A 26,523-nucleotide genomic window follows, 5' to 3' on the forward strand; every position below is an offset into this window, starting at 1 on the left:
TAGCATCTAAAATAAAAATTGACGTTTCACGTTGTTTGTTTCGTTTAGTTTTCAAAGTTCAATATCGCGTTTCAGCGACTTTTATAATATATCATAGTATATTATTTTCGTCAACAAGTTTTTTCGATAAGTTGTATCTCTTATTTGCTGACTCTGCCTATTATATAGGCTTTCTCTTCCCTATGCAAGTATTATTATAAAAAAATAAAGAGAGGGAAAATCCCCTCTCTTATTCTTCTGAAGAAACCTCTTCACTCGTTTCTTCCTCTTCATCTTTTTGTGCTTTTGCTACCGTCGCTACCTCTTGGTCTTCCTCTAATCGAATTAGACGAACACCTTGTGTATTACGTCCCATTTGAGAGATTTGATCAACTGGCATACGAATAATAACGCCTGCCGCTGTAATTAACATAATATCTTCTTCACCTGTAACAGATTTAACAGCTACTAATTTACCGTTCTTATCTGTAATGTTACAAGTTTTCAGACCTTTACCACCGCGGCTTTGCAGACGGTATTCATCAATCGGTGTACGCTTTCCGTAACCATTTTTCGTTACAATTAGAACATTTACATCCTCTTCGACAATTTCCATACCTACAACTTGGTCTTCATCGCCCAACGTAATAGCTTTAACACCTGCAGCATTACGTCCCATAGAACGAACATCTTGTTCATTGAAACGAATTAGCATACCGTTACTTGTCCCGACAATAATATCCTTATCACCCGATGTTAAACGTACAGATATTACCTCATCCTCTTCACGAAGAGAAATTGCAATTAAACCATTTGTACGTATATTTGCAAATGATGAAAGTGGCGTTCTCTTAGAAACCCCTTGTTTTGTCGTAAAGAATAAGAACTGATCGTCACCAAATTCACGAATCGGAATAATAGCGTTAATCCACTCACCCTTATCTACCCCTAATAGGTTAATAATTGGTAGTCCTTTTGCAGTACGACTATACTCTGGAATTTCATATCCTTTCGTACGGTATACTTTACCCTTGTTTGTAAAGAATAAAATATGATCATGAGTAGACGTTGTTAATAAATGTTCAACAAAGTCATCATCATTCGTACCCATTCCTTGCACACCACGTCCCCCACGGTTCTGTGTTTTGTACGTAGAAGCTGGTAACCTCTTAATATAACCGTTATGAGTTAACGTAATCGCAATGTTTTGTTCAGGAATTAAATCTTCATCTTCAATAAATTCCATACCGCCAATTGTAATTTCTGTTCGTCTCTTATCATTGAAACGCTCTTTTACTTCTGTTAATTCTTCACGAATAATCTCAAGAACTTTTTCTTCATCTGCTAAAATCGCTTTTAATTCAGCAATTAACTTCATTAAGTCTTGATATTCTTGCTCAATTTTTTCACGTTCTAATCCAGTTAAGCGTTGCAGACGCATATCTAAAATCGCTTGCGCTTGTTTCTCACTTAAACCAAAACGTTCCATTAAGCCTTGCTTGGCAATATCTGCCGTTTTTGAACTACGAATTAACGTAATAACTTCATCAAGATGATCTAAAGCAATTCGTAATCCTTCTAAAATATGAGCACGTGCTTCTGCTTTTTCTAATTCATAAGCAGTACGTCTACGAATTACTACCTTCTGATGCTCTAAATAATGATATAGATTTTGTTTTAAATTTAGTACTTGTGGCTCCCCATTTACAAGAGACAACATATTAATACCGAAACTTGTTTGAAGCGCTGTATGTTTATATAGATTGTTTAATAGTACGTTTGCATTAGCATCACGACGTACTTCCATGACAATACGCATACCATTACGATCTGATTCATCACGTAAATCTGTAATACCTTCAATTTTCTTATCGCGAACTAATTCTGCGATTTTTTCAATTAATCGTGCCTTATTAACTTGATAAGGTAGTTCAGTTACGATAATAGATTGTTTACCGTTTGACTTCTCTTCAATTTCAACCTTAGCACGAAGCATAATGGAACCGCGACCTGTTTCATAAGCTCTTCGAATTCCACTTCTTCCTAAAATTAAACCTGCCGTCGGAAAGTCTGGACCGGGAATGTATTCCATTAATTCCGCGATAGTAATATCAGGATTATGACTTAATGCCAGCACACCATCAATTACTTCGCCAAGCTGATGCGGCGGTATATTTGTTGCCATACCAACAGCAATACCTGTTGTACCGTTTACTAATAAATTAGGGAAACGCGCTGGTAGTACTATCGGTTCTCTTTCGGAACCATCATAGTTATCTTGATAATCAATTGTATTTTTTGAAATATCACGTATTAATTCCATAGAAATCTTAGACATTCTTGCCTCTGTATAACGCATTGCAGCTGCTGAATCTCCATCTACAGAACCGAAGTTACCATGCCCATCTACAAGCATATAACGTTGACTAAAATCTTGCGCCATACGTACCATTGTTTCATAAACGGCTGAATCACCATGAGGGTGATACTTACCGATTACTTCACCGACAATACGTGCTGATTTCTTATACGCTTTATCAGCTGTAATTCCTAAATCATTCATCGCATATAAAACCCTACGATGCACAGGTTTTAATCCATCACGAACATCTGGTAATGCACGAGATACGATAACACTCATTGCGTAATCTAAAAATGAGGTACGCATTTCATGACTAATATTAATTTCTCGAATTCGTGCTTGTTGTTGATTGTCTGACATCAACGAGCACCTCCTCTTACATTTCCGTTACACATACATTGATTTATATGTAGAAGACAGGAATACTTAGATTCCTGTCATTACTCATTTAAATATCAAGGTTCTTCACGTATTTTGCATTCTCTTGGATAAAGTTACGACGTGGCTCTACTTTATCTCCCATTAAAATTTCAAATGTTTCGTCTGCTTCAATTGCATCTTGAAGGGAAACTTGAAGTAATGAACGTACTTCTGGATCCATTGTCGTCTCCCATAGCTGAGTTGGATTCATTTCCCCTAGACCTTTATAACGCTGAATCCCTGGCTTAGGTTGGGCCGGTAATTCTGCTAAGATTTTTTCAAGTTCCTTATCGTTGTAAGCATATTGAATTTTTTTACCTTGTTGTATTTTAAACAACGGCGGCTGTGCAATATAGATATAACCACACTCAATTATTTGACGCATATAACGATAGAAGAACGTTAATAATAGGGTACGAATATGTGCACCATCAACATCGGCATCGGTCATAATAATAACCTTATGATAGCGTGCTTTTTCAATATCGAAGTCTCCACCAATATTTGTACCAATCGCCGTAATAATTGTACGAACTTCATCATTTGATAAAATCTTATCTAAGCGTGCCTTTTCCACATTAATAATTTTACCCTTCAGCGGTAAAATTGCTTGGAAATGACGATCGCGTCCTTGTTTTGCAGATCCACCCGCAGAGTCACCCTCTACGATGTAAATTTCACTAATTGCTGGATCTTTCGAAGAGCAATCAGCTAATTTACCAGGTAAACTTGAAACTTCTAACGCACTCTTTCGACGTGTCAATTCACGCGCTTTTTTCGCAGCTACACGTGCACGTGCAGCCATCGTACCTTTTTCTACAATTTTTCGCGCTACATTAGGATTTTCTAGTAAGAACTTTTCAAACGCCTCTGAGAATACAGACTCTGTAATTGTTCTCGCTTCACTATTCCCAAGTTTTGTCTTCGTTTGTCCTTCAAATTGTGGATTTGGATGCTTGATTGATACAATTGCTGTTAAACCTTCACGAACATCCTCACCAGTTAAATTACTGTCCGCATCTTTTAAAATGCTATTTTTACGACCATAGTCGTTGATTACACGAGTTAAAGCTGTTTTAAAACCTACCTCATGTGTACCACCTTCATACGTATGGATGTTATTCGTAAATGAGTAAATATTATTTGTGTATCCCTCGTTATATTGAAGAGAAACCTCAACCTGAATACCATCTTTTGAACCTTCTACGTACACAGGCTCTTCATGAATCGGTTGTTTTGAGCGATTTAAATGCTCAACGTATGATTTAATTCCACCTTCGTAATGGAATTCTTTCTTTTGCTTATGTTCACGTTTATCTTCAATTGTTAATTTAATATTACGATTTAAAAACGCTAATTCACGCATACGAGTTGCTAGCGTATCAAAATCGTATACTGTTGTTTCTTGGAAAATTTCCGGATCTGGTTTAAATCGAGTTATTGTTCCTGTTTGATCTGTGTCACCAATGACTTTTAAATCCGCAACCGGAATACCTCTTTCGTATTTTTGGTAATGGATTTTACCTTCACGATGTACAAATACTTCTAATTCTGTTGATAGAGCATTTACAACCGATGCCCCAACACCATGTAAACCACCAGAAACTTTATAACCGCCACCGCCAAATTTACCACCGGCGTGGAGAACAGTCATAATAACTTCTACAGCTGGACGTCCCATTTTTTCTTGTATACCAACCGGAATACCACGCCCATTATCCGTTACACGAATACTATTATCTTCTTCGATACTAACATTAATTTCATCACAATAACCTGCAAGTGCTTCATCAATACTATTATCTACGATTTCCCACACAAGATGGTGAAGCCCTTTTCCACTTGTAGATCCAATATACATACCAGGGCGTTTCCGAACTGCCTCTAGTCCTTCAAGCACCTGTATCTGACTTTCATCATATGCATTTTCTTGCATTTGCTTTTGTTCCATTGACACAAAGATCACCTACTTTTCCATTTAAACAGGGGTTATTCCCTATCTATTTCACAATCTACAGTGCCGTTCGTTACATGAATTGTTTTCGCTTCTTTTAATGTTTCGTGTTCAATTCCGTCGACACTCGTCGTTGTAACAAATGTTTGCACTTTTCCTTGAATTGTATTTAAAAGATGTGATTGACGATAATCATCTAATTCTGATAAAACATCATCCAACAAAAGGATTGGATATTCTTTAACCTCTGAATAAATCAATTCAATTTCAGCTAATTTTAGGGATAGTGCGGTCGTTCGTTGTTGTCCTTGCGAACCAAAGACTTGAACATTTTTACTATTAACGAAGAATTGTAAATCGTCACGATGAGGACCAATTAAAGTCGTACCACGGAAAATTTCACGTTGTTTCACAGATTGAAAACTTTCATAGTATACTTCTTTTATTTTCGACAAATCCATTGATTCTGATACATCTACACTTGGTTTATAGACAATTTCTAACTCTTCTAATCCACGGCTTATACCTCGATGAATTGGAGCTGCCCATTCCTGTAGCAAATGCAAAAATTCAAAACGTTTTTGCAGTATTTTCGCACCATGCTCAATTAGTTGAAGTGTAAATACATCCAACATCGTTTCCTCATTCTTACTATTCCCTTGCATTTTTTTCAACAAGTGATTTCGTTGCGTGAGCACCTTTTGATATTGACTTAATTCATACAAATATACAGGAGCTATTTGTCCTAATTCCATATCTAAAAAGCGTCTTCTTACTTGAGGGCTTCCTTTTACAAGATTTAAATCTTCTGGGGCAAACATGACAACGTTCATCACGCCAATATATTGACTTAACTTTTGTTGTTCAAGTTGATTTAATTTTGCCTTTTTACCTTTTTTCGAAATATTTAATTCCAAAGACAAAGAACTGTTTCTTTTTTGTAATTTCCCCTTTATTTGACCAAAATCTTCATCCCAGCGGATAAGTTCGCGATCATTAGAGGTTCTATGAGATTTCGCCATCGCTAAAACATAAATAGCTTCCATCAAATTTGTTTTCCCTTGTGCATTTTCGCCGATAATTACATTTACCTTATCTTCAAAGGAAAGCTCTAATTTTTCATAATTGCGATAGTTTTTTAATTGTATTTCTGAAATAAACAAAGGGCTCCCCCTTTATGCCTGAACTTGGAAAGTTCCGCTTCCTGGAATTTCAATAACATCATTCGCATATAGTTTGCGACCTCTTCTATTTTCAAGTTCGTTGTTCACGTACACTTCATATTCTTGTAAAAACCATTTTACAGCGCCACCTGTATCAATTACATCAGCTAACTTTAAAAATTGTCCTAGTGTAATATACTCTGTTGAAATTTTAATACGTTTCATAAAATCGCTCACTTTCTGAAAGTGTTCATTCTTTCATTGTACTAAATAAACTAGCATTAGGAAAGTAATACCCAAAAATCAAATAAGGGCCACTAGCATCTTTAAACTAGCAACCCTTATTCCTTACCTAGTAAGTACGAACCGGTAAAATTAATTGAATAATTGAATCATCATTTACTGTACGAATTAAGAACGGTCTCATTGCTCCAGTAAAGCTAACTTTAATCTCTGTACTATCCAAAGCTTTTAATGCATCCATCATATATTTTGCACTAAAAGATATTTTTAACTCTTCTCCATCTACTTTTTCACATTGTACTTCTTCGACAACTTTTCCGATTTCTGGTGAATTTGAAGAAATCTCTAGCATTTCTTGCTCTAAAGTTGACAATTTAACAACGTTATTGCGGCCATCTCTTGCTAATAGTGAAGCACGATCAATTGCTTGTAGGAATTCTTTTGTATTTACAAAAATATCCGTTTTACTCTCTGCTGGAATTAAACGTGTCGTATCAGGATAATTTCCTTCTAACAATCTTGAGAAGAATAATAAATGTTTTGTACGGAATAATACTTGATACTCCGTAATAACGATATCTACCATTTCTTCAGACTCATCTAAAATTTTACTTAATTCATTTAAGCTCTTACCTGGAATAACAACATTAGCTTGGAATTCATCTGCAATGTTATGTCCTTCAATTTTTGCTTTTCGAAGTGCCAGTCTATGACTATCTGTTGCAATACAAGTTAACTCGCTGTTATATACCTTCCAGTTTACACCTGTCAAGATCGGTCTTGTTTCAGAAGTAGAAACTGCAAATACAGTTTGTCTGATCATATGCTTAAGTAAATCTGTTGGTATCTTAAATACATGATGTTCTTCAATCTGTGGCAATAACGGATATTCTGCAGAATCTAAACCATTTAAGTTAAACTCTGATTTTCCAGATTTTATTTTTGTCATAAAATGATTTTCTACAGAGATTTCGACAGTGTCTTTAGGTAGTTTTTTTACAATCTCACTAAAATATTTTGCCTGTAAAACAATGCTTCCTGATTGAGCAATTTCTACGATTTCTTTTCCATCTTCTTCGACTGGAATAAACGATTCAATAGAAATATCAGCATCGCTTCCTGTTAATGTAACCCCTTCTTCAGTAGCTACAACTTTAATTCCCGTAAGGATGGGGATTGTTGTACGAGAAGAAACTGCCTTCATTACATCTTGTACACCTCTTACAAGATAGTCTTTTTGTATTGTAAAACGCATAAAGAAAAACCTCCGGTAAGTATAAGATTTTATTTAATTAATAAAGATAAAAAAATAGTAGTAATAGTAATAGGGCTTGTGGATATGTGGATAACCCCTATAAAGGATGTAAAAACAGTCTATCTACATGTGGATAGACTGTGCGTAAAACAAGGTAAGTTATTCACACTATTCAGCTACTACTTTAAAATACCATTAATTTCTTCAACTTGCTTTTGTAATTGCGTATCGGTTTTTAGTAGTTTAGAGATTTTTTCATGGGCATGGATAACTGTTGTATGATCACGTCCACCAAATTCTTCACCTATTTTTGGTAAAGAGGAATCTGTAAGCTCGCGCGATAAATACATTGCAATTTGGCGAGGAAACGCAACTGATTTGGTACGTTTTTTCGCTTTAAAATCTTCTAATTTCACTTGATAAACATCCCCGACAGCTTTTTGAATATCATAAATAGAGATAATTTTTGGCTTAGAATTTGGAATAATATCTTTAAGTGCTTCAGCTGCTAAATCAGCATTAATATCTTTATTAATTAAAGATGAATAAGCTACAACTCGGATAAGTGCACCTTCTAATTCACGAATATTTGAATCAATTTGATTTGCGATATAAAGCATAACTTCATTTGGTATATCAAGCCCTTCAGCTTTTGCTTTTTTGCGTAAAATCGCAATTCGTGTCTCTAAATCTGGCGGCGTAATATCTGTAATAAGCCCCCATTCAAAGCGGGAACGAAGACGATCTTCTAAAGTCGGAATTTCTTTTGGTGGTCGATCACTAGAAATTACAATTTGTTTACTTTCTTCGTGTAATGCATTAAATGTATGGAAAAACTCTTCTTGAGTTTGTTCTTTTCCAGCAAGAAATTGAATATCATCTATCAATAAAACATCTACGTTGCGATATTTATTACGAAAATCAACAGCCTTATTATCACGAATAGAGTTAATAAATTCATTTGTAAATTTTTCTGATGATAAATATACAACTTTTGCATTTGGATTATGTTCAATTACATAATGACCAATTGCGTGCATTAAATGCGTCTTTCCAAGCCCAACTCCCCCGTAAATAAAGAGTGGGTTATACGCTTTAGCTGGCGCCTCGGCTACAGCTAATGAAGCTGCATGGGCAAAACGGTTACCAGAGCCGATAACAAATGTATCAAATGTATATTTTGGATTTAACATGCTCTGTGGTAAATGAGCTGAATCATCTTGTGCTGGATTCGGCTTAACTGGAGGCAGATCAATATCCTCTTCAGCTTGACTTTGAGGAATAATAAAGCGAATTGCTAATTTTGCCCCTGTTAAATCGTATAGTGTTTCTGAAATTAGTTCGGAGTAATGAGATTCTAGCCAGTCACGAGCAAATTCATTTGGAGCTGTAATCGTTAATACGTCTTTCTTCAAGTTATGAGCCGTTGTTGATTTTAACCATGTCTCATAACTAGGCTTGCTTACCTTTTTTTCTAATTCTTTTAAGGCACTATTCCATAAATCAGAGATATTTTCCAAAGGTGTCCCTCCTTTACTAAGATGGTAAAAGAATAAGGTTGCGCAACAAATGTACAACCCAATAAATATAAAATGTATATTTATACGAAACGTATTTTAAAACCTAAAAACGTCGTTTGTATATGAGATAGGGTTTTCGACAAAAAAAGCAAATGTGGACAACTATTTACCCACATGTGATTAAAACTGTCCACATGTTATACACAAACTGTGGATAAAATAAAGGTGTGGAAAACTTATTCAAAGTGAAAACACAACTATAATATCAAAAAAAAGTGGCTATAGCAATGAATTTAAGAAAGTTATCCACAAAATCAATACCTTGTGGAATAAACTTGTCCACAACACGATATACTGTGTAAAAGTGCGAAAAAAGTTTGTGGATATAAAAAACGTGAAAAAACATTTATCCACAAGGAAATATAGGTGCTGTGTAAAAGTATGTGAATAGGTTCAAAATGAATATTTGATGAAAATTTCTAGAACCATTGACATTTTCCTAGTTGATTAACTATAATTTATAGGACTGTCTTTAACAGATATTCCTCAGGGAGGTGTCATATAATGAAAAGAACTTACCAACCAAATAAACGTAAGCGCAGCAAAGTACATGGTTTCCGCAGCCGTATGAGCACAGCGAACGGACGTAAAGTGCTAGCAGCTCGTCGTCGTAAAGGAAGAAAAGTATTATCTGCGTAGACCACTGATCGTTCAGTGGTCTTTTTTTCTAATAATAGTGAATTTCCGCTGATGAAATACAGGAGTGTCAATTGATATGAAGAAAAAACATCGTATAAAGAAGAATGATGAATTCCAGGCGGTTTTTCAAAAAGGAAAATCAAATGCGAATCGTCAGTTTGTTGTATACCAATTAGATAAAGAAGAACAGCCAAACTTTCGCATCGGCCTTTCTGTTAGCAAGAAAATTGGAAATGCAGTAGTTCGTAATCGAATTAAGCGCATGGTCCGTCAGGCTATTACAGAGTTAAAAGATGAGATAGATTCTGGGAAAGATTTTGTTATAATAGCAAGGAAGCCTTGTGCAGAGATGACATATGAAGAAGTAAAGAAAAGCTTAATTCATGTCTTTAAACGCTCTGGTATGAAAAGAATAAAAAAGTAGCGTAAGGAAATGAATTACACTATATACATACCGATACAAGGAGGAGTAGGCTTTGAAAAAGAAATTAGGTTTACTAGCCATGGTCGTTGCATTAATGGCGATTGCCACCGGTTGTAGTGAAACGGGTCAGCCGATTACATCGAAAAGTACTGGGATTTGGAATGAATATTTCGTATATCCGCTTTCTCAGTTAATCACGTATTTTGCCGACTTATTTAACAGTAATTACGGTTTAGCAATTGTTATTACAACTCTTATCATTCGTTTTGCATTATTACCACTAATGATTAAACAAACGAAGAGTACGAAAGCGATGCAAGCGTTACAACCGGAAATGGTGAAGTTAAAAGAGAAATATAGCTCTAAAGATCAAGCGACACAGCAAAAACTGCAGCAAGAAATGATGCAGTTATATCAAAAAAATGGTGTAAATCCATTAGCTGGTTGTTTACCAATCTTTATTCAAATGCCAATTCTGTTCGCTTTTTATCATGCAATTATGAGAACAGCTGAAATTAAACAACATAGTTTCTTATGGTTCGATTTAGGACATGCAGACCCGTTCTATATCTTACCGGTCGTTGCAGCAATTACGACATTTATTCAGCAAAAGCTTGCAATGGCAGGAACAGCTGGTCAAAATCCGCAAATGGCAATGATGCTTTGGCTTATGCCGATTATGATTTTAATCTTTGCAATTAACTTCCCAGCCGCATTATCACTTTACTGGGTTGTTGGTAATATCTTTGGTATTGCTCAAATGTACTTTATCAAAGGGCCAGAAATTAAGGCTAGCAAAGCTGGAGGCTCAAGCAAGTGAGTGTAATTACTGCTAAAGGACAAACAGTCGAGATGGCAGTAGAGGATGCTTTAAGGCAATTAAATACATCAAAAGATCGAGTAGATATAAATATTGTCGATGAGGGTAAAAGAGGATTCTTAGGTTTATTTGGGAATCGTCCTGCAGTAGTAGAAGTTGTATTGAAGAAAGATCCAATTCAAGAATGTGAAGAATATTTAAGAAATGTTATTCACGATATGGGTGTGGAAGTTGAGATTAGTAAAATTGTAAAAGGACGCGAAATTGAATTTACAATTTCTGGTGATAATGTAGGTGTTTTAATTGGGAAAAGAGGTAATACATTGAACTCTTTACATTATTTAACAAAACTTGTCGCGAATCGTAACACGAAGCAGTATATCGGTATTACACTAGATGCTGAAAATTATCGTAGTAAAAGAAAAAGTACGTTAGAATCACTTTCTTATCGATTAGCGAAACAAGTATTTAATACGAAAAAAAGAGTTATTTTAGAACCGATGCCATCTTTTGAACGAAAAATTATTCATCAGGCATTATCAAATCATCAAGGTATCAATACAACTTCTGAAGGAAATGAACCACATCGGCATGTTGTAATATCTCCTAAATGACCGGTTGCTCAAATGAGTGCCGGTTTTTTTGAGCGGAAAATAGATGTGGATAACTAAAAAACACTAAACTTATCCACTGTGAATAAGTTTAGTGTTTTTTACATGGGGATATAATAAAATGAGTTATTCTTCTTTTGTAGATAGGTTCGTTATGGTATCCTAATAATTTAGTGAAAGAAATAATCATGTTGAAATAGAGATAAATAAGCAAGTGAGGTGAAAGGACATGGAATTTGATACAATTGCTGCGATTTCCACAGCGCTTGGAGAGGGTGCAATTGCCATTGTTCGAGTAAGTGGGGATGATGCGGTTGAGAAAGTTAATCGTATTTTTAAGGGGAAGGATTTAACAGAGGTTCCTTCTCACACTATTCATTATGGTCATATTGTTGATTTAGATACAAATCAAGTTATTGAAGAAGTTATGGTGTCTATTATGCGCGCACCAAGGACTTTTACACGTGAAAATATAGTGGAAATTAACTGTCACGGTGGACTTGTTTCAGTAAATAAAGTATTGCAACTTATTCTAGCACAAGGAGTACGATTGGCAGAACCGGGCGAATTTACAAAACGTGCTTTTTTAAATGGACGTATCGATTTATCACAAGCAGAAGCTGTTATGGATTTGATTCGAGCAAAAACAGATCGTGCGATGAATGTAGCAATTAATCAAATGGAAGGGCGATTATCTAAATTAATTGGTCTTTTGCGTCAAGAAATATTAGAAACATTAGCTCATGTTGAGGTAAATATAGATTATCCAGAATACGATGATGTAGAAGAGATGACACATAATATTTTAATTGAGAAAGCGACGCATGTTCGTTCGGAAATCGAAAAAATATTAGAAACATCAAAACAAGGGAAAATTTTACGTGAGGGTATTGCTACAGCAATTATCGGTAGACCCAACGTTGGGAAATCATCGTTATTAAATAGTCTTGTTCAGGAGAAAAAGGCAATTGTAACTGATATTGCAGGAACAACTCGTGATGTTATTGAAGAGTACGTTAACGTGCGTGGTGTACCTCTTAAACTTATAGATACAGCCGGTATTCGGGAGACAGAAGATGTTGTTGAACGAATTGGTGTGGAACGTTCAAAAGAAATGATGAGCCAAGCGGATTTAGTATTAGTTGTTGTCAACTATAGCGAGGCTTTAACAAATGAGGATGAAGATCTATTCCGTGCGGTACAAGGAAAAGACTTTATTGTTATTGTGAATAAGACTGATTTACCGCAAGCGATTGATATGGAACGTGTTACAGAGTTAGCCGCGGGAAATCGTGTTATTACAACATCCTTAATTGAGGAACAAGGGATAGATGAACTCGAAAAGGCAATAGCTGATTTATTCTTTGAAGGAACAATCGATTCTGCAGATATGACATATGTTTCTAATGCGAGACATATTGGATTATTAACACAAGCAGGAAAAACAATCTGTGATGCAGTTGAGGCGATTGAAAATGGTGTACCAATTGATATGGTACAAATTGATTTAACAAGAACGTGGGAAATACTTGGTGAAATTACTGGGGACACAGTGCATGAAAGCTTAATTGACCAGTTGTTCTCTCAATTTTGTTTAGGAAAATAATATAGTGAAGTTGTAGAAAGATAGAGATTATTAGGAGGAATAAACAATGGGATACAATGCCGGTTCATACGATGTCATAGTAATCGGTGCAGGTCATGCAGGATGTGAAGCTGGTCTTGCGGCAGCACGAATGGGCTCAAAAACATTAATGTTAACAATTAACTTGGATATGGTAGCATTCATGCCATGTAACCCTTCTGTTGGTGGACCAGCAAAAGGGATTGTTGTTCGTGAAATTGATGCATTAGGCGGAGAAATGGGACGTAATATTGATAAAACTCATATTCAAATGCGTATGCTAAATACAGGTAAGGGACCAGCCGTACGTGCACTTCGAGCGCAAGCTGATAAATTCTCTTACCAACATGAATTAAAGAAAACAATTGAAGAAACACCAAACTTAACGTTGTTCCAAGGAATGGTAGAGCGTTTAATCGTTGAAGAAGGTGTATGTAAAGGGGTAGTTACACAAGCTGGTGCAGAATATACAGCAAAAACAGTTGTAATTACAACTGGAACATTTTTACGCGGCGAGATTATCATGGGCGACTTAAAATATTCAAGTGGTCCAAATAACCAGCAACCGTCTATTACATTATCTGAGCATTTAGAGGAGCTTGGATTTGATCTTGTGAGATTTAAAACAGGGACACCTCCTCGTGTAAACAGTAATACAATTGACTACAGTAAAACAGAAATTCAACCAGGTGATGATAAGCCACGTGCATTCTCTTTTGAAACAACGAAATTTATTATGGATCAAATTCCATGTTGGTTGACATATACAAGTACAGAAACACACCGTTTAATAGATGAAAATTTACATCGTTCAGCTATGTATTCTGGTATGATTAAAGGAACAGGTCCTAGATACTGTCCTTCTATTGAAGACAAAGTAGTAAGATTTAATGATAAACCACGTCATCAAATTTTCTTAGAGCCAGAAGGGCGTAATACACAAGAAGTATATGTACAAGGTTTATCCACAAGCTTACCAGAAGATGTACAACGTGACATGCTTAGAACAATTCCAGGCCTAGAAAATGTTGAAATGATGCGTACAGGTTATGCAATTGAATATGATGCAATCGTGCCAACACAACTATGGCCAACACTTGAAACGAAAAAGATTAAAAATTTATATACAGCAGGACAAATTAATGGAACTTCTGGTTACGAAGAGGCGGCCGGACAAGGGCTTATGGCTGGAATTAATGCAGCATGCCGTTCTTTAGGTAAAGAAGAAGTTGTTTTAGGTCGCGAGGATGCTTATATTGGCGTCTTAATTGATGATCTTGTAACGAAAGGTACAAATGAACCATATCGTTTATTAACGTCTCGTGCAGAATACCGTCTATTATTACGCCACGATAATGCTGATCTTCGTTTAACTGAAGTTGGTCGTAAAATTGGATTAATTAAAGAAGAGCGCTATGAGCGATTTACAAATAAAAAATTACAAATTGAACAGGAAAAGGAACGTTTAAGCAGCATTATTATTAAACCACGTCCTGAAGTTCAAGAATTAATTCGCAATATTGGCGGAAGTGAATTGAAAGATGGAATACGTGCAAGTGACTTATTACGTCGTCCAGAGATGACATATGAGCATATTCATCTTTTAGTACCAAGTGAAGTAGAATTAAGTGATGAAGTTAAAGAACAAGTTGAAATTCAGATTAAGTATGAAGGATATATTGAAAAATCTTTACAGCAAGTAGAGCGTATGAAGAAAATGGAGAATAAAAAAATCCCTGTAGATATTGATTATGATGCGATTTCTAGCATTGCTTCAGAAGCTAGACAGAAATTGAAAGATGTTCGTCCACTTTCAATGGGGCAGGCTTCACGTATTTCTGGCGTAAATCCAGCGGATATTTCCATTTTACTTGTGTATATAGAACAAGGAAAAATTGCACGCGTATCGAACCAATAAATAGTAAGGAGATATTGCTAGATGAACATAGAACAATTTCAATCTATGCTAGAAGAGAAGGGAATCACCCTCTCTTCTAGACAGTTAGAGCAGTTCAAAATCTACTTTGAAACATTAGTAGAGTGGAATGAAAAAATGAACTTAACGGCTATTACAGAAAAAGAAGAAGTATATTTAAAACACTTTTTTGATTCCATTACAGCTGCTTTTTATTATGATTTTTCAAAACCATTCTCAATTTGCGATGTTGGTGCAGGGGCTGGATTCCCAAGTATTCCTTTAAAAATTTGTTTCCCGCATTTAAAAGTAACAATTGTAGATTCGTTGCAAAAACGTATTAATTTCTTAAATCACTTAGCACAAAAGTTAGAATTAAGTGATGTTGCATTTTGTCACGATCGTGCTGAAACGTTTGGGAAAAAAGAAGGTGTACGTGAATCATACGATATTGTAATGGCACGTGCAGTTGCGCGTCTTTCTGTATTAAGTGAGCTATGTTTACCGCTTGTAAAAGTTGGAGGAACATTCATTGCAATGAAAGGTGCAGCAGCAAACGAAGAAATTGAAAATGGCAAGTATGCTTTAGAGGTGCTAGGCGGAGAGTTAAAAGAGATGTCTACGTTCCAATTACCGTTTGAAGAGAGTGAACGTAATATTTTATTAATCGAGAAAAAGCGCAAGACACCAAAGAAATATCCACGCAAACCGGGAACACCCAATAAATTACCTATTGAAAAATAAATCTTATTAGACGTAAGATTAAATTATATAAATGAAAACGTAAATGTTTCATAGGAAACATTTTATGGAGAATAGTCAATAGGCCTAAAAGGTGGTGGAATATGTATGAAAAATACGTTTTCTCGTTTATTTGGCTTTGGAGATAAAGAGAGCGAATTCGAATTACAAGACGAAAGCCATGAAGAGATAGATAAAAAGGTATATGAAGAAATACAAGAAATTCCGATAGTAAATATTACCCCTAACCGTTATCAACCAAGAACAGTTTTTGATGATGCGCGTATTGATGAGCTAGCATTAACAATTCGTACACATGGACTTATTCAGCCGATTGTTGTAAGGCAATATGAGGATGATAAGTACGAGATTATTGCTGGAGAAAGACGTTTTCGCGCGGCAACAAAGTTAGGTTGGGAAAAGGTTCCTGCAATTATAAAGAACTTAAATGATACAGAGACAGCTTCTGTAGCTTTAATTGAAAACTTGCAACGTGAGGAACTAACGGCAATCGAGGAAGCTGTGGCATATCAAAAGCTGATTGAGTTACATAATTTAACACAAGAAGCATTGGCACAACGACTTGGAAAAGGACAATCTACAATCGCAAATAAGTTGCGATTGTTAAAGTTGCCTGAAGAAATAAAAAGTGCATTATTAGAAAAAAGCATTACAGAACGTCATGCCCGCGCTCTCATTCCTTTAAAAAATGAGGAATTACAACTGAAAGTTTTACAGGAAATTGTGGAGAAACAACTAAATGTAAAGCAAACAGAAGAACGAATTGCGAAGTTACTAGAGGAAGCGAAACCGAAGCGTAAGGCAAAGCAAAAAGCAGTAAGTCGAGATACGAGGATTGCTATGAATACAATTAGACAATCTTTACAAATGGTTACTGAAAGTGGTTTGAATGTTAATTCTGAGGAAGAAGAATTTGATGAGTACTATCAAATTACAATTAAAATTCCAAAGAAAAAATAATAATGACGTGCTAGAGACCTTATCCTATTGGAGAGGTCTCTTTTACTATATTTTCTTGTTAAATGAAGAAGGAGTTTAGAAATAAATTTTGAAGTTTAATAAAGGACGTAAAAGAAAAAGTTTTATTTCATGTTACAATAAACGTAATTGTTACTAGAATAAGATAGAAAGGTTGAAAGTAGGTGACATCATGGGAAAAATCATTGCTATTGCTAATCAAAAAGGCGGTGTTGGAAAAACAACAACATCTGTTAATTTAGGGGCTGGATTGGCGCAAGTAGGTAAAAAAGTCCTTCTTGTAGATATTGATGCTCAAGGAAATGCAACGACTGGTGTGGGAATTGAAAAATCTGAATTAGATCAATGTATTTACAACGTTCTTGTGGAAGATGCAGATGTTCAAGGGGTTATACAGAAAACCGCAACTGAAAACTTAGATGTTCTACCCGCTACAATTCAATTAGCTGGTGCTGAAATTGAATTGGTACCGACTATTTCCCGGGAAGTACGTTTGCAAAGAGCATTACAGCCAGTTCGTGATGAATATGACTATATTATTATCGACTGTCCCCCATCTTTAGGGTTATTAACGATTAATGCATTAACAGCAGCAGATTCTGTTATTATTCCTGTACAGTGTGAATATTACGCACTAGAAGGGTTAAGTCAGCTATTAAATACAGTTCGACTTGTACAAAAACATTTAAATAAAAATTTAGCAATTCAAGGTGTATTGTTAACAATGTTGGATGCCCGTACAAATTTAGGAATCCAAGTTATAGATGAAGTGAAAAAGTATTTTAGGGATAAAGTATATCGCTCGATTATTCCGCGTAATGTACGCTTGAGCGAGGCTCCAAGTCATGGGAAACCTATTATGCAGTATGACGCTAAATCAAGAGGAGCAGAAGTATATATAGATTTAGCAGAGGAAGTGATTGCAGGTGGCTAAAGGATTAGGAAGAGGAATTAATGTGTTTTTTCCTGATTTAGATGTGAAAGAAGAGGAAACAATTCAGGAGATTCTTGTAACTGAATTAAGGCCGAATCCATATCAACCGCGTAAACACTTTAATAAAGAGGCGATTCAGGAATTAGCAATTTCGATTAAGGAACACGGTATTCTACAACCATTAATTGCTAGGAAGAGCATTAAAGGATATGAAATTGTTGCAGGTGAAAGACGATTTCGTGCTGCGAAAGAGGCTGGTTTAGAAAAAGTACCTGCGGTTGTAAGACAATTAAATGAACAGCAAATGATGGAATTTGCTTTGTTAGAAAACTTACAACGAGAAGATTTAAATCCTATGGAAGAGGCAATGGCATACCAGATGTTAATGAATGAGCTAAATGTAACGCAAGAACAATTAGCGAAACGTCTTGGTAAAAGCAGACCTTACATTGCAAATTATACTAGGTTATTAAGCCTACCTTCTTTTGTACAAGATATGATTGCAAATGGTCAACTTTCAATGGCTCATGGGAGAACTTTACTTACGATAAAAGATGAAGAACAATTGAAGTCCTTATTGAAACGCATTGAAAAAGAAGGATTAAATGTTCGTCAATTAGAGAAAATCGTCCAAGAGATTAATCAACACGTTTCACGTGAAACAAAAAAAGTGAAAAAAGAGCGAAATATATTTTTCGTAGAACGTGAAACGTTCTTAAGAGAAAAGTTTGGCACAGATGTGAAAATTAAAGAGACGAAAAAAGAAAAAGGTAAAATCGAAATTGAATTTTTTAATAAAGAAGATTTAAATCGTATTTTAGAACTATTAGCACAGAAAAATTAAAAAGCAAACCATCTTATTATTTATAGATGGTTTGCTTTTTTTAATGCGGATAATTTTTGATCCGTCTCTTTTATACTTTGTGCGATTACATCAGCCATTTTCATGACTAAACTTAATCTTGTATTTTGAAGAACGAAAAACTCCATAAACCCATTTAGATTGACGATACCGTGTATGTGCAAATCACCAACTGCAGGTAATTTCTTATTCATAGCAGCTCCAGGTTTACTAGGTCCCTTTCCAGTAGTGATTGATCCGATATTTTGGGACTTTCCTAAACATGCATCAACAGCAATTATAAATGCAGTAGGATATTCTTTCTGTATATTCTGAATTTTCTCTTCTAAATTTAGCGCATGTACTGGCTCATCTAGTGTACCGAATACTTGGAGGTTTTGGATGTCTATTTGTTCAAGTTTTGTACCAACTAATGGGCCGAGTGCGTCACCTGTAGAGCGATCTGTGCCGATACAAACGAGAATGAGTGGTATATTAGTTTTAATAGGAATATGGGTAAGTAAGAAATTACTGATTATCTCGGAGGCTTCTAGATCTTGGTGCATAACGTTTTGAGTTTCTTTCTCAAAAAATGGTAAGCGAAAACTTCCAATATTCATGAAGCACCCATCCTTTTAATAAATTTTCAATATATGTTATATGGTGAGGAAAATGGAAAGTTATAAGTGCGTAATTTTTGCAAAATGTGAATGAAAACGGAAATAATAGTACTAGTATATATATATTCGTTCCATTTTATACCTGGATGTCGGGGATAAAATAGGATTAAAATCATAAAATTTTTTCAGCAATTAGGGGACTTCTGATACAATAATAAGGGTAACTAAAAAGAAATTTTAGCTAGAGAGGTAGAGGTACATGGATTTATTAGCGAAGTGGTTTAATTCTATGAAACAGTATTTATTAGATGCTGATCGTTGGGCTCATATTGGAGTTGCGACATTAAAAATATGTATTATTTTAACAATTGGTGCAGTTGTTGTGCGTATTGCAAGAGCGGTTGTACGAAATGCGTTTCGCATGGGAAGTCGTTCTCCAATTCAAATTTCAGAACGTCGTACAGTTACAGTAGCGAAATTACTTGAAAATATTGTAGCGTACGTTGTTATGTTCATTATGCTAATTGCGATTTTAGGTGTGTTTGATATTAATGCATCAGGTTTATTAGCGGGTGCTGGGGTAATTGGTTTAGCAGTCGGATTTGGTGCTCAAAGTTTAGTGAAAGATGTTATTACAGGTTTATTTATTTTGTTAGAAGATCAGTTTTCGGTTGGCGATTATGTTAAAATCGGTCAATTTGAAGGAGTCGTTTTAGAAATTGGACTTCGTACAACGAAAGTAAAGAGTTGGACAGGTGAAATTCATACTTTACCAAATGGAAGTATTGTTCAAGTTACTAACTACTCAGTTAGTAATAGTGTAGCGTTTGTTGATGTATCTATTTCATATGAGGCTGATATTGCGAAAGCAGAGCAAGTTATTGAAGATTTATTAGTAGAATTACCTTCAAAGTACGAAAAAATGGTAACAACACCTCAATTATTAGGTGTGCAAACATTAGCTGCATCAGAAGTTATATTACGTGTTATTGCTGAAGTAGAACCGATGCAACATGCAGTTATTGCAAGGGCACTTCGTAAAGAGATTAAAAATCGTCTTGATTTACATGGAATTGAAATTCCATATCCACGTATGGTTTTATATAATCGTGAAGAATTAGTTAGTGGAAAAGCAATTTAGTATGGAGAGGAGTTTGGAGAGTGGAGCAAAAGGAATATAACTTGTATGATGTTGTGGAAATGAAGAAAGCCCATCCATGTGGCGAGAATCGTTGGAAAATTATTCGTATGGGAATGGATATCCGCATTAAGTGCGAGGGGTGTGACCATTCAGTAATGATTCCTCGAAGAGAGTTTGATCGTAAGGTGAAAAAAATACTTGTGAAGCACGAAGAATAGAGGGAGAGTAACAGTTACAGTAGGTAACTGTTACTTTTTTTCGTTTGGCGGAAACTTGTCATTTTTTTCGTTACTATCTATAATGATGAAAGATTGAGACATAGGAGTGAAAAATATGGGATTAACGGCTGGGATTGTTGGATTACCTAACGTAGGGAAGTCCACTTTATTTAATGCAATTACACAAGCAGGAGCAGAATCTGCGAACTATCCATTCTGTACAATTGATCCAAACGTAGGGATTGTAGAAGTACCAGATGAGCGTTTAAATAAATTAACGGAATTAGTAGAACCGAAAAAGACTGTTCCGACTGTATTCGAGTTTACTGATATTGCAGGTATTGTAAAAGGTGCTAGTAAAGGTGAAGGTTTAGGAAATAAATTCTTATCTCACATTCGTCAAGTAGATGCAATTTGCCAAGTTGTTCGTTGTTTTGAAGACGAAAATATTACGCACGTTTCAGGGAAAGTAGATCCAATTGATGATATTGAAACAATCAATTTAGAGCTAATTTTAGCGGACTTAGAGTCTGTTGATAAGCGTATCGAGCGTGTTGCGAAATTAGCAAGACAAAAAGATAAAGAAGCGGTATATGAGCATGAAATTTTAGTTCGTTTAAAAGAAGCTTTTGAAGAGGGAAAACCAGCTCGTACTGTTGAATTTACAGAAGAGCAGATGAAGGTTGTTAAAGGCCTTCATTTACTTACAACAAAAGAAATGTTATACGTAGCGAATGTAAGTGAAGACGATGTTATCGATCCTTCGGAAAATAAATACGTACAAATGGTAAAAGAATTTGCAGCAAATGAAAATTCTCAAGTAATCGTTGTATGTGCAAAAATCGAATCAGAAATCGCTGAATTAGACGAAGAAGAGAAAAAAGTATTCCTTGAAGAATTAGGAATTGAAGAGTCTGGTTTAGATCAATTAATTCGTGCAGCATATGACCTATTAGGACTTGCTACTTACTTTACAGCTGGCGTTCAAGAAGTACGTGCTTGGACATTTAAACAAGGAATGAAGGCACCGCAATGTGCTGGTGTTATTCATACAGACTTTGAGCGTGGATTTATTCGTGCAGAAACAGTTTCTTACGATGACTTAATGACAAACGGTTCTATGACAGCTGCAAAAGAAGCTGGAAAAGTACGTTTAGAAGGAAAAGAATATATCGTAAAAGACGGAGATGTTATGCACTTCCGTTTTAACGTTTAATTTAATATTTCCTAGGAAAAATAAAGATATGAGCTTGGCAAATATATTATATGTTTGCCAAGTTTTTTATGTATTGGTGAGTTGATTCATATAACTTACTATGATATAATCTAAACTCGTGAGTAATTACTATAAATTAATTGCTCCTTGCCCATTACGGGCCGTTTAGACCAAAAGGAGGTGAAAGTGTAATGAGAAAGTACGAAATTATGTACATCATTCGTCCTGGCGTTGAAGAAGAAGCTCAAAAAGCTTTAGTTGAACGTTTTGCAGGTGTTTTAACAAACAATGGTGCAGAAATCATTAACACGAAAGAGTGGGGTAAGCGTCGTTTAGCTTACGAAATCAACGACTTACGTGAAGGTTTCTACATGATCTTAAACGTGAAATCTAACGCAGAAGCGATTAACGAATTCGACCGTTTAGCTAAGATCAACGAAGACATCCTTCGTCATATCGTTGTTAAAGAAGAAGAAAAATAATTGATATATAAGGGAGAGTGGTTCGATTGATGAATCGTGTTATCCTCGTTGGTCGTTTAACTAAGGACCCTGACTTACGTTACACGCCCAATGGTGTTGCAGTAGCTACTTTTACGTTAGCTGTGAATCGCGCATTTGCCAATCAACAAGGTGAGCGTGAAGCTGACTTTATTAATTGTGTAATATGGCGTAAACAAGCAGAAAACGTAGCAAATTATTTGAAAAAAGGTAGCTTAGCAGGCGTAGATGGACGTCTTCAAACTCGTAATTACGAGGGACAAGATGGTAAACGTGTATACGTAACAGAAGTTCTTGCGGAAAGCGTGCAATTTTTAGAGCCGCGTAATGGCGGTGGGGAGCAACGTGGTTCATTTAATCAGCAACCATCAGGAGCTGGTTTCGGTAACCAAGGCTCTAACCCATTTGGTCAATCTAGTAATTCAGGTAACCAAGGTAACTCTGGATTTACGAAGAATGACGATCCATTTTCAAATGTAGGTCAACCGATCGACATTTCCGACGACGATTTACCGTTCTAATACAGTAAATTTGTTAGTTTTAACAAAGAATGGAGGGAAATAGACATGGCAGGACGCAAAGGTGGACGTGCGAAACGTCGTAAGGTGTGTTTCTTCACAGCTAACGGCATCACTCGCATTGACTATAAAGATGTTGATTTATTAAAACGTTTCGTTTCTGAGCGTGGTAAAATTTTACCTCGTCGTGTAACAGGAACAAGCGCGAAATACCAACGCAAACTTACAGTTGCAATTAAACGTGCTCGTCAAATGGCACTTTTACCATATGTTGGTGAATAATAGCGTATGAAATGCACAGTAGAGTCGGACTCTACTGTGCATTTTGCTATGCTTTTCTTTTTTGAAAGAGAGGTTAAAATGTGAAACAAGCAAGATTTATTACTGAAGGTGCCGCGTTGTTGGCTATATATGCAATGTTATTGCTTATATCTATGTATGTTCCGATTTTGGGTACAGTTGTAACTTTTGCGTTGCCGTTACCATTTATACTATTAATGATAAGACATAAACTATCTAATGTGCTCGTGGTTTTTGTAGCGGCACTTTTTGTTACTGTTATTGTGAGTCAACCGATGAATTTAGTGAAGACAATTATGTTTGGATTGATAGGGATTGTTTTAGGATATATGTATAAAACAAGAAAAAAGCCAGTGGAAATCTTAATAGCTGGGACGCTTGCATACTTAATTGGTTTTGTACTTATTTATGTTGCGAGTATAAAGTTTTTCAACATAGATATAATGAAGCAAATGCAAAGTATATTTAGTGAAAGTATGGCGAAAAGCGAAAAGATAGTAAGTGCTACAGGTATGCCGATTAGTAAGGAACAAAAAGAGTTACTTGCACAAATGAACGATATATTACAATCGTTACTTCCGAGTATACTTGTGCTAGTTTCAGTATGTTTTTCTTGGATTACAGTGATAATATCAGGTAGTGTTTTGAAAAAGTTAAAACATGACGTTATATCTTGGCCTAAATTTAAAGATATACAATTACCAAAGAGTATCATTTGGTATTACGTTATATTTATTTTGTTAGCAACTTTTATAAAAGTAGAACCAACATCATATTTACATATGGTATTTTCTAACCTAAATGTCATATTTGCACTATTGCTTGTACTGCAAGGTCTGACATTTATCGCCTTTTTAGCGTATAGAAAAGGTTTTACTAAAGGGGTTCCTATTATTAGTTTTATTGCATGCATGTTTATTCCGATGCTGTTTCCTCTTGTGACAATCTTAGGTATAATTGACTTAGGGATTTCATTGCGTTCTAAAATAGGTGGATAAAATAATATTCCTTATACTATTTTAATCTGTTTAACTAACTGGAAGGTGAGTTAGTTTTACTTTATAGGAGTTGTATACATGCCTGAATTTGATAAGAAACAGTGGTTTTTATATCCTGTTTATGTATTGGCATTTTTTGTGTTTGTGCTCATTTCAATTCTCTGTTATTTTCATTTAATTATGGGGATAGCTGCTTTTGTCATTTTTTGTATCGTATTCTTTATCGTTATACGATTTGAACTTAATTTTCAAAGGAATTTTGAAAAGCATACGACAGATATGATTACAAGAGTAAAGAAAGTAAGTAATGAAGCATTTAACCAAATGCCGATTGGTATTTTGTTATACAATAAGGATTATGGGATTGATTGGGCAAATCCTTATTTATCTTCATGTCTGGGACAGCATGCATTAGCTGGATGGCACCTTTACGATGTATCAGAAACATTACTTCTTTTCATTAAAGGAGAAACTTCTGATGATATAGTCTCTTTAAATAATCGAAAGTTTCGCGTTTTTGTAAGGAAAGAAGAAAAGTTAATTTATTTCTTTGATGTAACGGAACAAACAGAAATCGAAAAGATGTACGAGGATCAAAGGACTGTTTTAGCTGTCATCTATTTGGATAATTATGATGAAGTTACACAAGGATTAGATGATCAATTACGTACGAATATAACAAGTCTTGTGACATCGCGACTAAATGAATGGGCACTTAAGTATGGGGCGTATTTAAAACGTGCATCTTCAGAAAGATTCTTCGTTGTGCTAAATGAAAGTATTTTGACGCAGATGGAAAAAGGGAAATTTAGCATTTTAGATCAGGTGCGTGAAGAAACATCTAAAAGGAATATACCACTTACATTAAGTGTGGGTGTCGGATCAGGTGATTTACCTTTATCAGAGCTTGGAGCAATGGCTCAATCTGGTTTAGATCTTGCGCTTGGGCGTGGGGGAGACCAAGTAGCTATTAAACAAGCGACAGGTAAAGTTAAGTTCTATGGAGGTAAGACAAATCCGGTTGAAAAACGTACCCGTGTACGCGCTAGGGTCATTTCGCATGCGTTAAAGGATTTAGTATTAGAAAGTAGTAATGTCATTATTATGGGGCATAGGGCTCCCGATATGGACGCAATTGGTGCTGCGATTGGTATTTTAAAAGTGGCTCAATTAAATGAGCGTAAAGGATATATTGTGTTAGATGAAAATGATTCCGATAAAGGAATTAAGCGTTTGATGGACAAAGTGAAACAAAATGAGGAGTTATGGTCTCGTTTTATTACTCCAGAGCAAGCGATGGAATTTGCAAATGATGAGTCGTTACTTGTTGTTGTCGATACGCATAAACCTTCTATGGTGATGGAGCAAAAACTGTTACATAAAATTGAAAATGTAGTAGTTATTGATCATCATCGCCGTGGAGAAGATTTTATTGAAGACCCATTGCTAGTTTATATGGAACCATATGCTTCTTCAACAGCAGAATTGGTTACAGAATTACTTGAGTATCAACCTAAAAATTTAAAGATGACAATGTTAGAAGCGACGGCATTGTTAGCGGGTATTATTGTCGACACGAAAAGTTTCACATTCCGGACAGGGGCTCGTACATTTGATGCTGCTTCTTATTTACGCTCACATGGTGCAGATACTGTACTTGTACAAGAACTTTTAAAGGAAGATATGGATCAGTATTTACGGGTTGCAAAAGCTATAAAAAATGCGTACATTTATAAAAATGGAATTGCGATTGCTAAAGTTGATAGTGATGATTACTACGATCAAGTGCTTATTGCGCAATCGGCAGACACGTTATTAACGATGACAGGGATTATTGCATCATTTGTTGTTGCGAAACGTGGCGAGAATCTTATTGGAATTAGCAGCAGGTCTTTAGGTGAAGTGAATGTGCAGCTAATTATGGAAAACTTAGGCGGTGGCGGGCATTTGACGAATGCAGCCACACAAATGAAAAATGTTACAGTAGATGAAGCTGAGGAGAAGCTTCGATTTGTTATTGATGACTATTTACAGGGAGGCACACAATCATGAAAGTAATTTTTCTAAAAGACGTAAAAGGTAAAGGTAAAAAAGGAGAAGTAAAAAACGTACCGGATGGCTATGCAAATAACTTCTTACTAAAACAAGGATTGGCTGCTGAAGCAACAAATAGCAGTATGAAAACTTTAGAAGCTCAAAAGCGTAAAGAAGAAAAAGATGCAGCAGCAGAGCTTGAAAATGCAAAAGAGTTAAAAGAGACTTTAGAGAAATTAACTGTAGAATTAAAGGCGAAATCTGGAGAAGGTGGCCGTTTATTTGGTTCTATCACAAGCAAACAAATCGTGGATGCAATGCAAAAATCACACAAGATTAAGCTTGATAAACGTAAATTTGAAATGGACGATGCAATCCGCGCGTTAGGTTATACAAACGTTACTGTGAAATTGCATCCACAAGTAACAGCAACAGTAAAAGTTCATGTTAGTGAACAATAAAAATAAATTAAGC

At 35.5% G+C, this 26,523-nt stretch carries 26 protein-coding genes; 19 read left to right on the forward strand and 7 right to left on the reverse strand.

Translation table 11 applies throughout. The features are described from left to right. Nucleotides 1-229 precede the first annotated feature (229 nt). The 6 genes from gyrA to dnaA form a co-directional block, all read right to left on the reverse strand. Entirely contained in the window at nt 230-2,701 is a 2,472-nt protein-coding gene (gene gyrA, locus ACQGSG_RS10720) for a DNA gyrase subunit A (RefSeq protein WP_001282864.1), read from the reverse strand. 88 nt (nt 2,702-2,789) lie between these two features. Further along, nucleotides 2,790-4,712, reverse strand: a complete 1,923-nt coding sequence (gene gyrB, locus ACQGSG_RS10725; RefSeq protein ID WP_000435982.1) for a DNA topoisomerase (ATP-hydrolyzing) subunit B — start codon at nt 4,710-4,712, stop codon at nt 2,790-2,792. 38 nt (nt 4,713-4,750) lie between these two features. Then, on the reverse strand, nt 4,751-5,878 hold the full coding sequence (gene recF, locus ACQGSG_RS10730; protein ID WP_000470745.1) for a DNA replication/repair protein RecF: 1,128 nt from the start codon (nt 5,876-5,878) through the stop codon (nt 4,751-4,753). A gap of 12 nt (nt 5,879-5,890) precedes the next feature. Then, a complete protein-coding gene (gene yaaA / locus ACQGSG_RS10735) occupies nt 5,891-6,103 on the reverse strand; it encodes a S4 domain-containing protein YaaA (protein WP_000821364.1) in 213 nt (70 codons plus the stop codon). Between the two features lie 127 nt (nt 6,104-6,230). Beyond that, nucleotides 6,231-7,376 carry a DNA polymerase III subunit beta gene (gene dnaN / locus ACQGSG_RS10740; protein WP_001212884.1) on the reverse strand — a complete coding sequence of 382 codons (1,146 nt, stop codon included), beginning with the start codon at nt 7,374-7,376 and terminating at the stop codon, nt 6,231-6,233. A gap of 179 nt (nt 7,377-7,555) precedes the next feature. Further along, on the reverse strand, nt 7,556-8,896 hold the full coding sequence (gene dnaA, locus ACQGSG_RS10745) for a chromosomal replication initiator protein DnaA (RefSeq protein WP_000428017.1): 1,341 nt from the start codon (nt 8,894-8,896) through the stop codon (nt 7,556-7,558). Between the two features lie 564 nt (nt 8,897-9,460). Between dnaA and rpmH the strand changes: the two genes are divergently transcribed. The 10 genes from rpmH to spo0J all read left to right on the forward strand — a co-directional run bounded on the left by rpmH (nt 9,461) and on the right by spo0J (nt 18,507). Then, a complete protein-coding gene (rpmH, locus tag ACQGSG_RS10750) occupies nt 9,461-9,595 on the forward strand; it encodes a 50S ribosomal protein L34 (protein ID WP_000831901.1) in 135 nt (44 codons plus the stop codon). Between the two features lie 76 nt (nt 9,596-9,671). After that, nucleotides 9,672-10,019 (forward strand): ribonuclease P protein component, encoded by a 348-nt coding sequence (rnpA, locus tag ACQGSG_RS10755; RefSeq protein WP_000726621.1) that lies wholly within the window; start codon nt 9,672-9,674, stop codon nt 10,017-10,019. Between the two features lie 52 nt (nt 10,020-10,071). Beyond that, entirely contained in the window at nt 10,072-10,839 is a 768-nt protein-coding gene (gene spoIIIJ, locus ACQGSG_RS10760) for a YidC family membrane integrase SpoIIIJ (RefSeq protein WP_000727737.1), read from the forward strand. Beyond that, nucleotides 10,836-11,453 carry an RNA-binding cell elongation regulator Jag/EloR gene (gene jag / locus ACQGSG_RS10765; protein WP_325842996.1) on the forward strand — a complete coding sequence of 206 codons (618 nt, stop codon included), beginning with the start codon at nt 10,836-10,838 and terminating at the stop codon, nt 11,451-11,453. Before spoIIIJ ends, jag begins: the two co-directional genes overlap by 4 nt. Before the next feature lie 226 nt (nt 11,454-11,679). After that, a complete protein-coding gene (gene mnmE, locus ACQGSG_RS10770) occupies nt 11,680-13,056 on the forward strand; it encodes a tRNA uridine-5-carboxymethylaminomethyl(34) synthesis GTPase MnmE (protein WP_098869458.1) in 1,377 nt (458 codons plus the stop codon). Nucleotides 13,057-13,102: 46 nt separating this feature from the next. Continuing rightward, complete coding sequence (gene mnmG / locus ACQGSG_RS10775) at nt 13,103-14,992, forward strand: tRNA uridine-5-carboxymethylaminomethyl(34) synthesis enzyme MnmG (RefSeq protein WP_000541055.1); 1,890 nt, start codon at nt 13,103-13,105, stop codon at nt 14,990-14,992. Nucleotides 14,993-15,013: 21 nt separating this feature from the next. Next, complete coding sequence (rsmG, locus tag ACQGSG_RS10780; RefSeq protein WP_001019628.1) at nt 15,014-15,733, forward strand: 16S rRNA (guanine(527)-N(7))-methyltransferase RsmG; 720 nt, start codon at nt 15,014-15,016, stop codon at nt 15,731-15,733. A gap of 105 nt (nt 15,734-15,838) precedes the next feature. Next, nucleotides 15,839-16,711: a nucleoid occlusion protein gene (noc, locus tag ACQGSG_RS10785; protein WP_000799016.1), complete on the forward strand. Its 873-nt coding sequence runs from the start codon at nt 15,839-15,841 to the stop codon at nt 16,709-16,711. A 190-nt stretch (nt 16,712-16,901) separates the two neighbouring features. After that, nucleotides 16,902-17,663, forward strand: a complete 762-nt coding sequence (gene soj, locus ACQGSG_RS10790; RefSeq protein WP_000516114.1) for a sporulation initiation inhibitor protein Soj — start codon at nt 16,902-16,904, stop codon at nt 17,661-17,663. Further along, a complete protein-coding gene (gene spo0J, locus ACQGSG_RS10795; RefSeq protein WP_001051829.1) occupies nt 17,656-18,507 on the forward strand; it encodes a stage 0 sporulation protein Spo0J in 852 nt (283 codons plus the stop codon). The genes soj and spo0J overlap by 8 nt, the downstream gene beginning before the upstream one ends. Before the next feature lie 20 nt (nt 18,508-18,527). Here the strand turns inward: spo0J and yyaC are convergent, their stop codons facing one another. Further along, on the reverse strand, nt 18,528-19,124 hold the full coding sequence (gene yyaC, locus ACQGSG_RS10800) for a spore protease YyaC (RefSeq protein ID WP_001020715.1): 597 nt from the start codon (nt 19,122-19,124) through the stop codon (nt 18,528-18,530). A 259-nt stretch (nt 19,125-19,383) separates the two neighbouring features. Here yyaC and ACQGSG_RS10805 point away from each other — a divergent pair, with 259 nt between their 5' ends. The 9 genes from ACQGSG_RS10805 to rplI all read left to right on the forward strand — a co-directional run bounded on the left by ACQGSG_RS10805 (nt 19,384) and on the right by rplI (nt 26,510). Then, nucleotides 19,384-20,265 carry a mechanosensitive ion channel family protein gene (locus ACQGSG_RS10805; RefSeq protein ID WP_000364815.1) on the forward strand — a complete coding sequence of 294 codons (882 nt, stop codon included), beginning with the start codon at nt 19,384-19,386 and terminating at the stop codon, nt 20,263-20,265. 20 nt (nt 20,266-20,285) lie between these two features. Further along, complete coding sequence (locus tag ACQGSG_RS10810; protein WP_000435485.1) at nt 20,286-20,483, forward strand: DUF951 domain-containing protein; 198 nt, start codon at nt 20,286-20,288, stop codon at nt 20,481-20,483. Nucleotides 20,484-20,598: 115 nt separating this feature from the next. Continuing rightward, nucleotides 20,599-21,699, forward strand: coding sequence for a redox-regulated ATPase YchF (gene ychF / locus ACQGSG_RS10815; RefSeq protein WP_000524672.1), 1,101 nt, complete (start codon nt 20,599-20,601; stop codon nt 21,697-21,699). Between the two features lie 191 nt (nt 21,700-21,890). Continuing rightward, entirely contained in the window at nt 21,891-22,181 is a 291-nt protein-coding gene (rpsF, locus tag ACQGSG_RS10820) for a 30S ribosomal protein S6 (protein ID WP_001233778.1), read from the forward strand. Between the two features lie 26 nt (nt 22,182-22,207). Beyond that, nucleotides 22,208-22,720 carry a single-stranded DNA-binding protein gene (ssb, locus tag ACQGSG_RS10825; protein WP_000981966.1) on the forward strand — a complete coding sequence of 171 codons (513 nt, stop codon included), beginning with the start codon at nt 22,208-22,210 and terminating at the stop codon, nt 22,718-22,720. A gap of 45 nt (nt 22,721-22,765) precedes the next feature. Then, a complete protein-coding gene (gene rpsR / locus ACQGSG_RS10830; RefSeq protein WP_000918873.1) occupies nt 22,766-22,999 on the forward strand; it encodes a 30S ribosomal protein S18 in 234 nt (77 codons plus the stop codon). Between the two features lie 80 nt (nt 23,000-23,079). Next, nucleotides 23,080-24,015, forward strand: a complete 936-nt coding sequence (locus ACQGSG_RS10835; RefSeq protein WP_000806422.1) for a YybS family protein — start codon at nt 23,080-23,082, stop codon at nt 24,013-24,015. 78 nt (nt 24,016-24,093) lie between these two features. Beyond that, nucleotides 24,094-26,067 (forward strand): DHH family phosphoesterase, encoded by a 1,974-nt coding sequence (locus tag ACQGSG_RS10840; protein WP_001113788.1) that lies wholly within the window; start codon nt 24,094-24,096, stop codon nt 26,065-26,067. After that, a complete protein-coding gene (rplI, locus tag ACQGSG_RS10845) occupies nt 26,064-26,510 on the forward strand; it encodes a 50S ribosomal protein L9 (RefSeq protein WP_000864228.1) in 447 nt (148 codons plus the stop codon). The genes ACQGSG_RS10840 and rplI overlap by 4 nt, the downstream gene beginning before the upstream one ends. Nucleotides 26,511-26,523: the final 13 nt, after the last annotated feature.

Origin of the sequence: Bacillus sp. GMa5/1 (assembly GCF_050172015.1) — a bacterium.
Taxonomy (GTDB): domain Bacteria; phylum Bacillota; class Bacilli; order Bacillales; family Bacillaceae_G; genus Bacillus_A; species Bacillus_A cereus.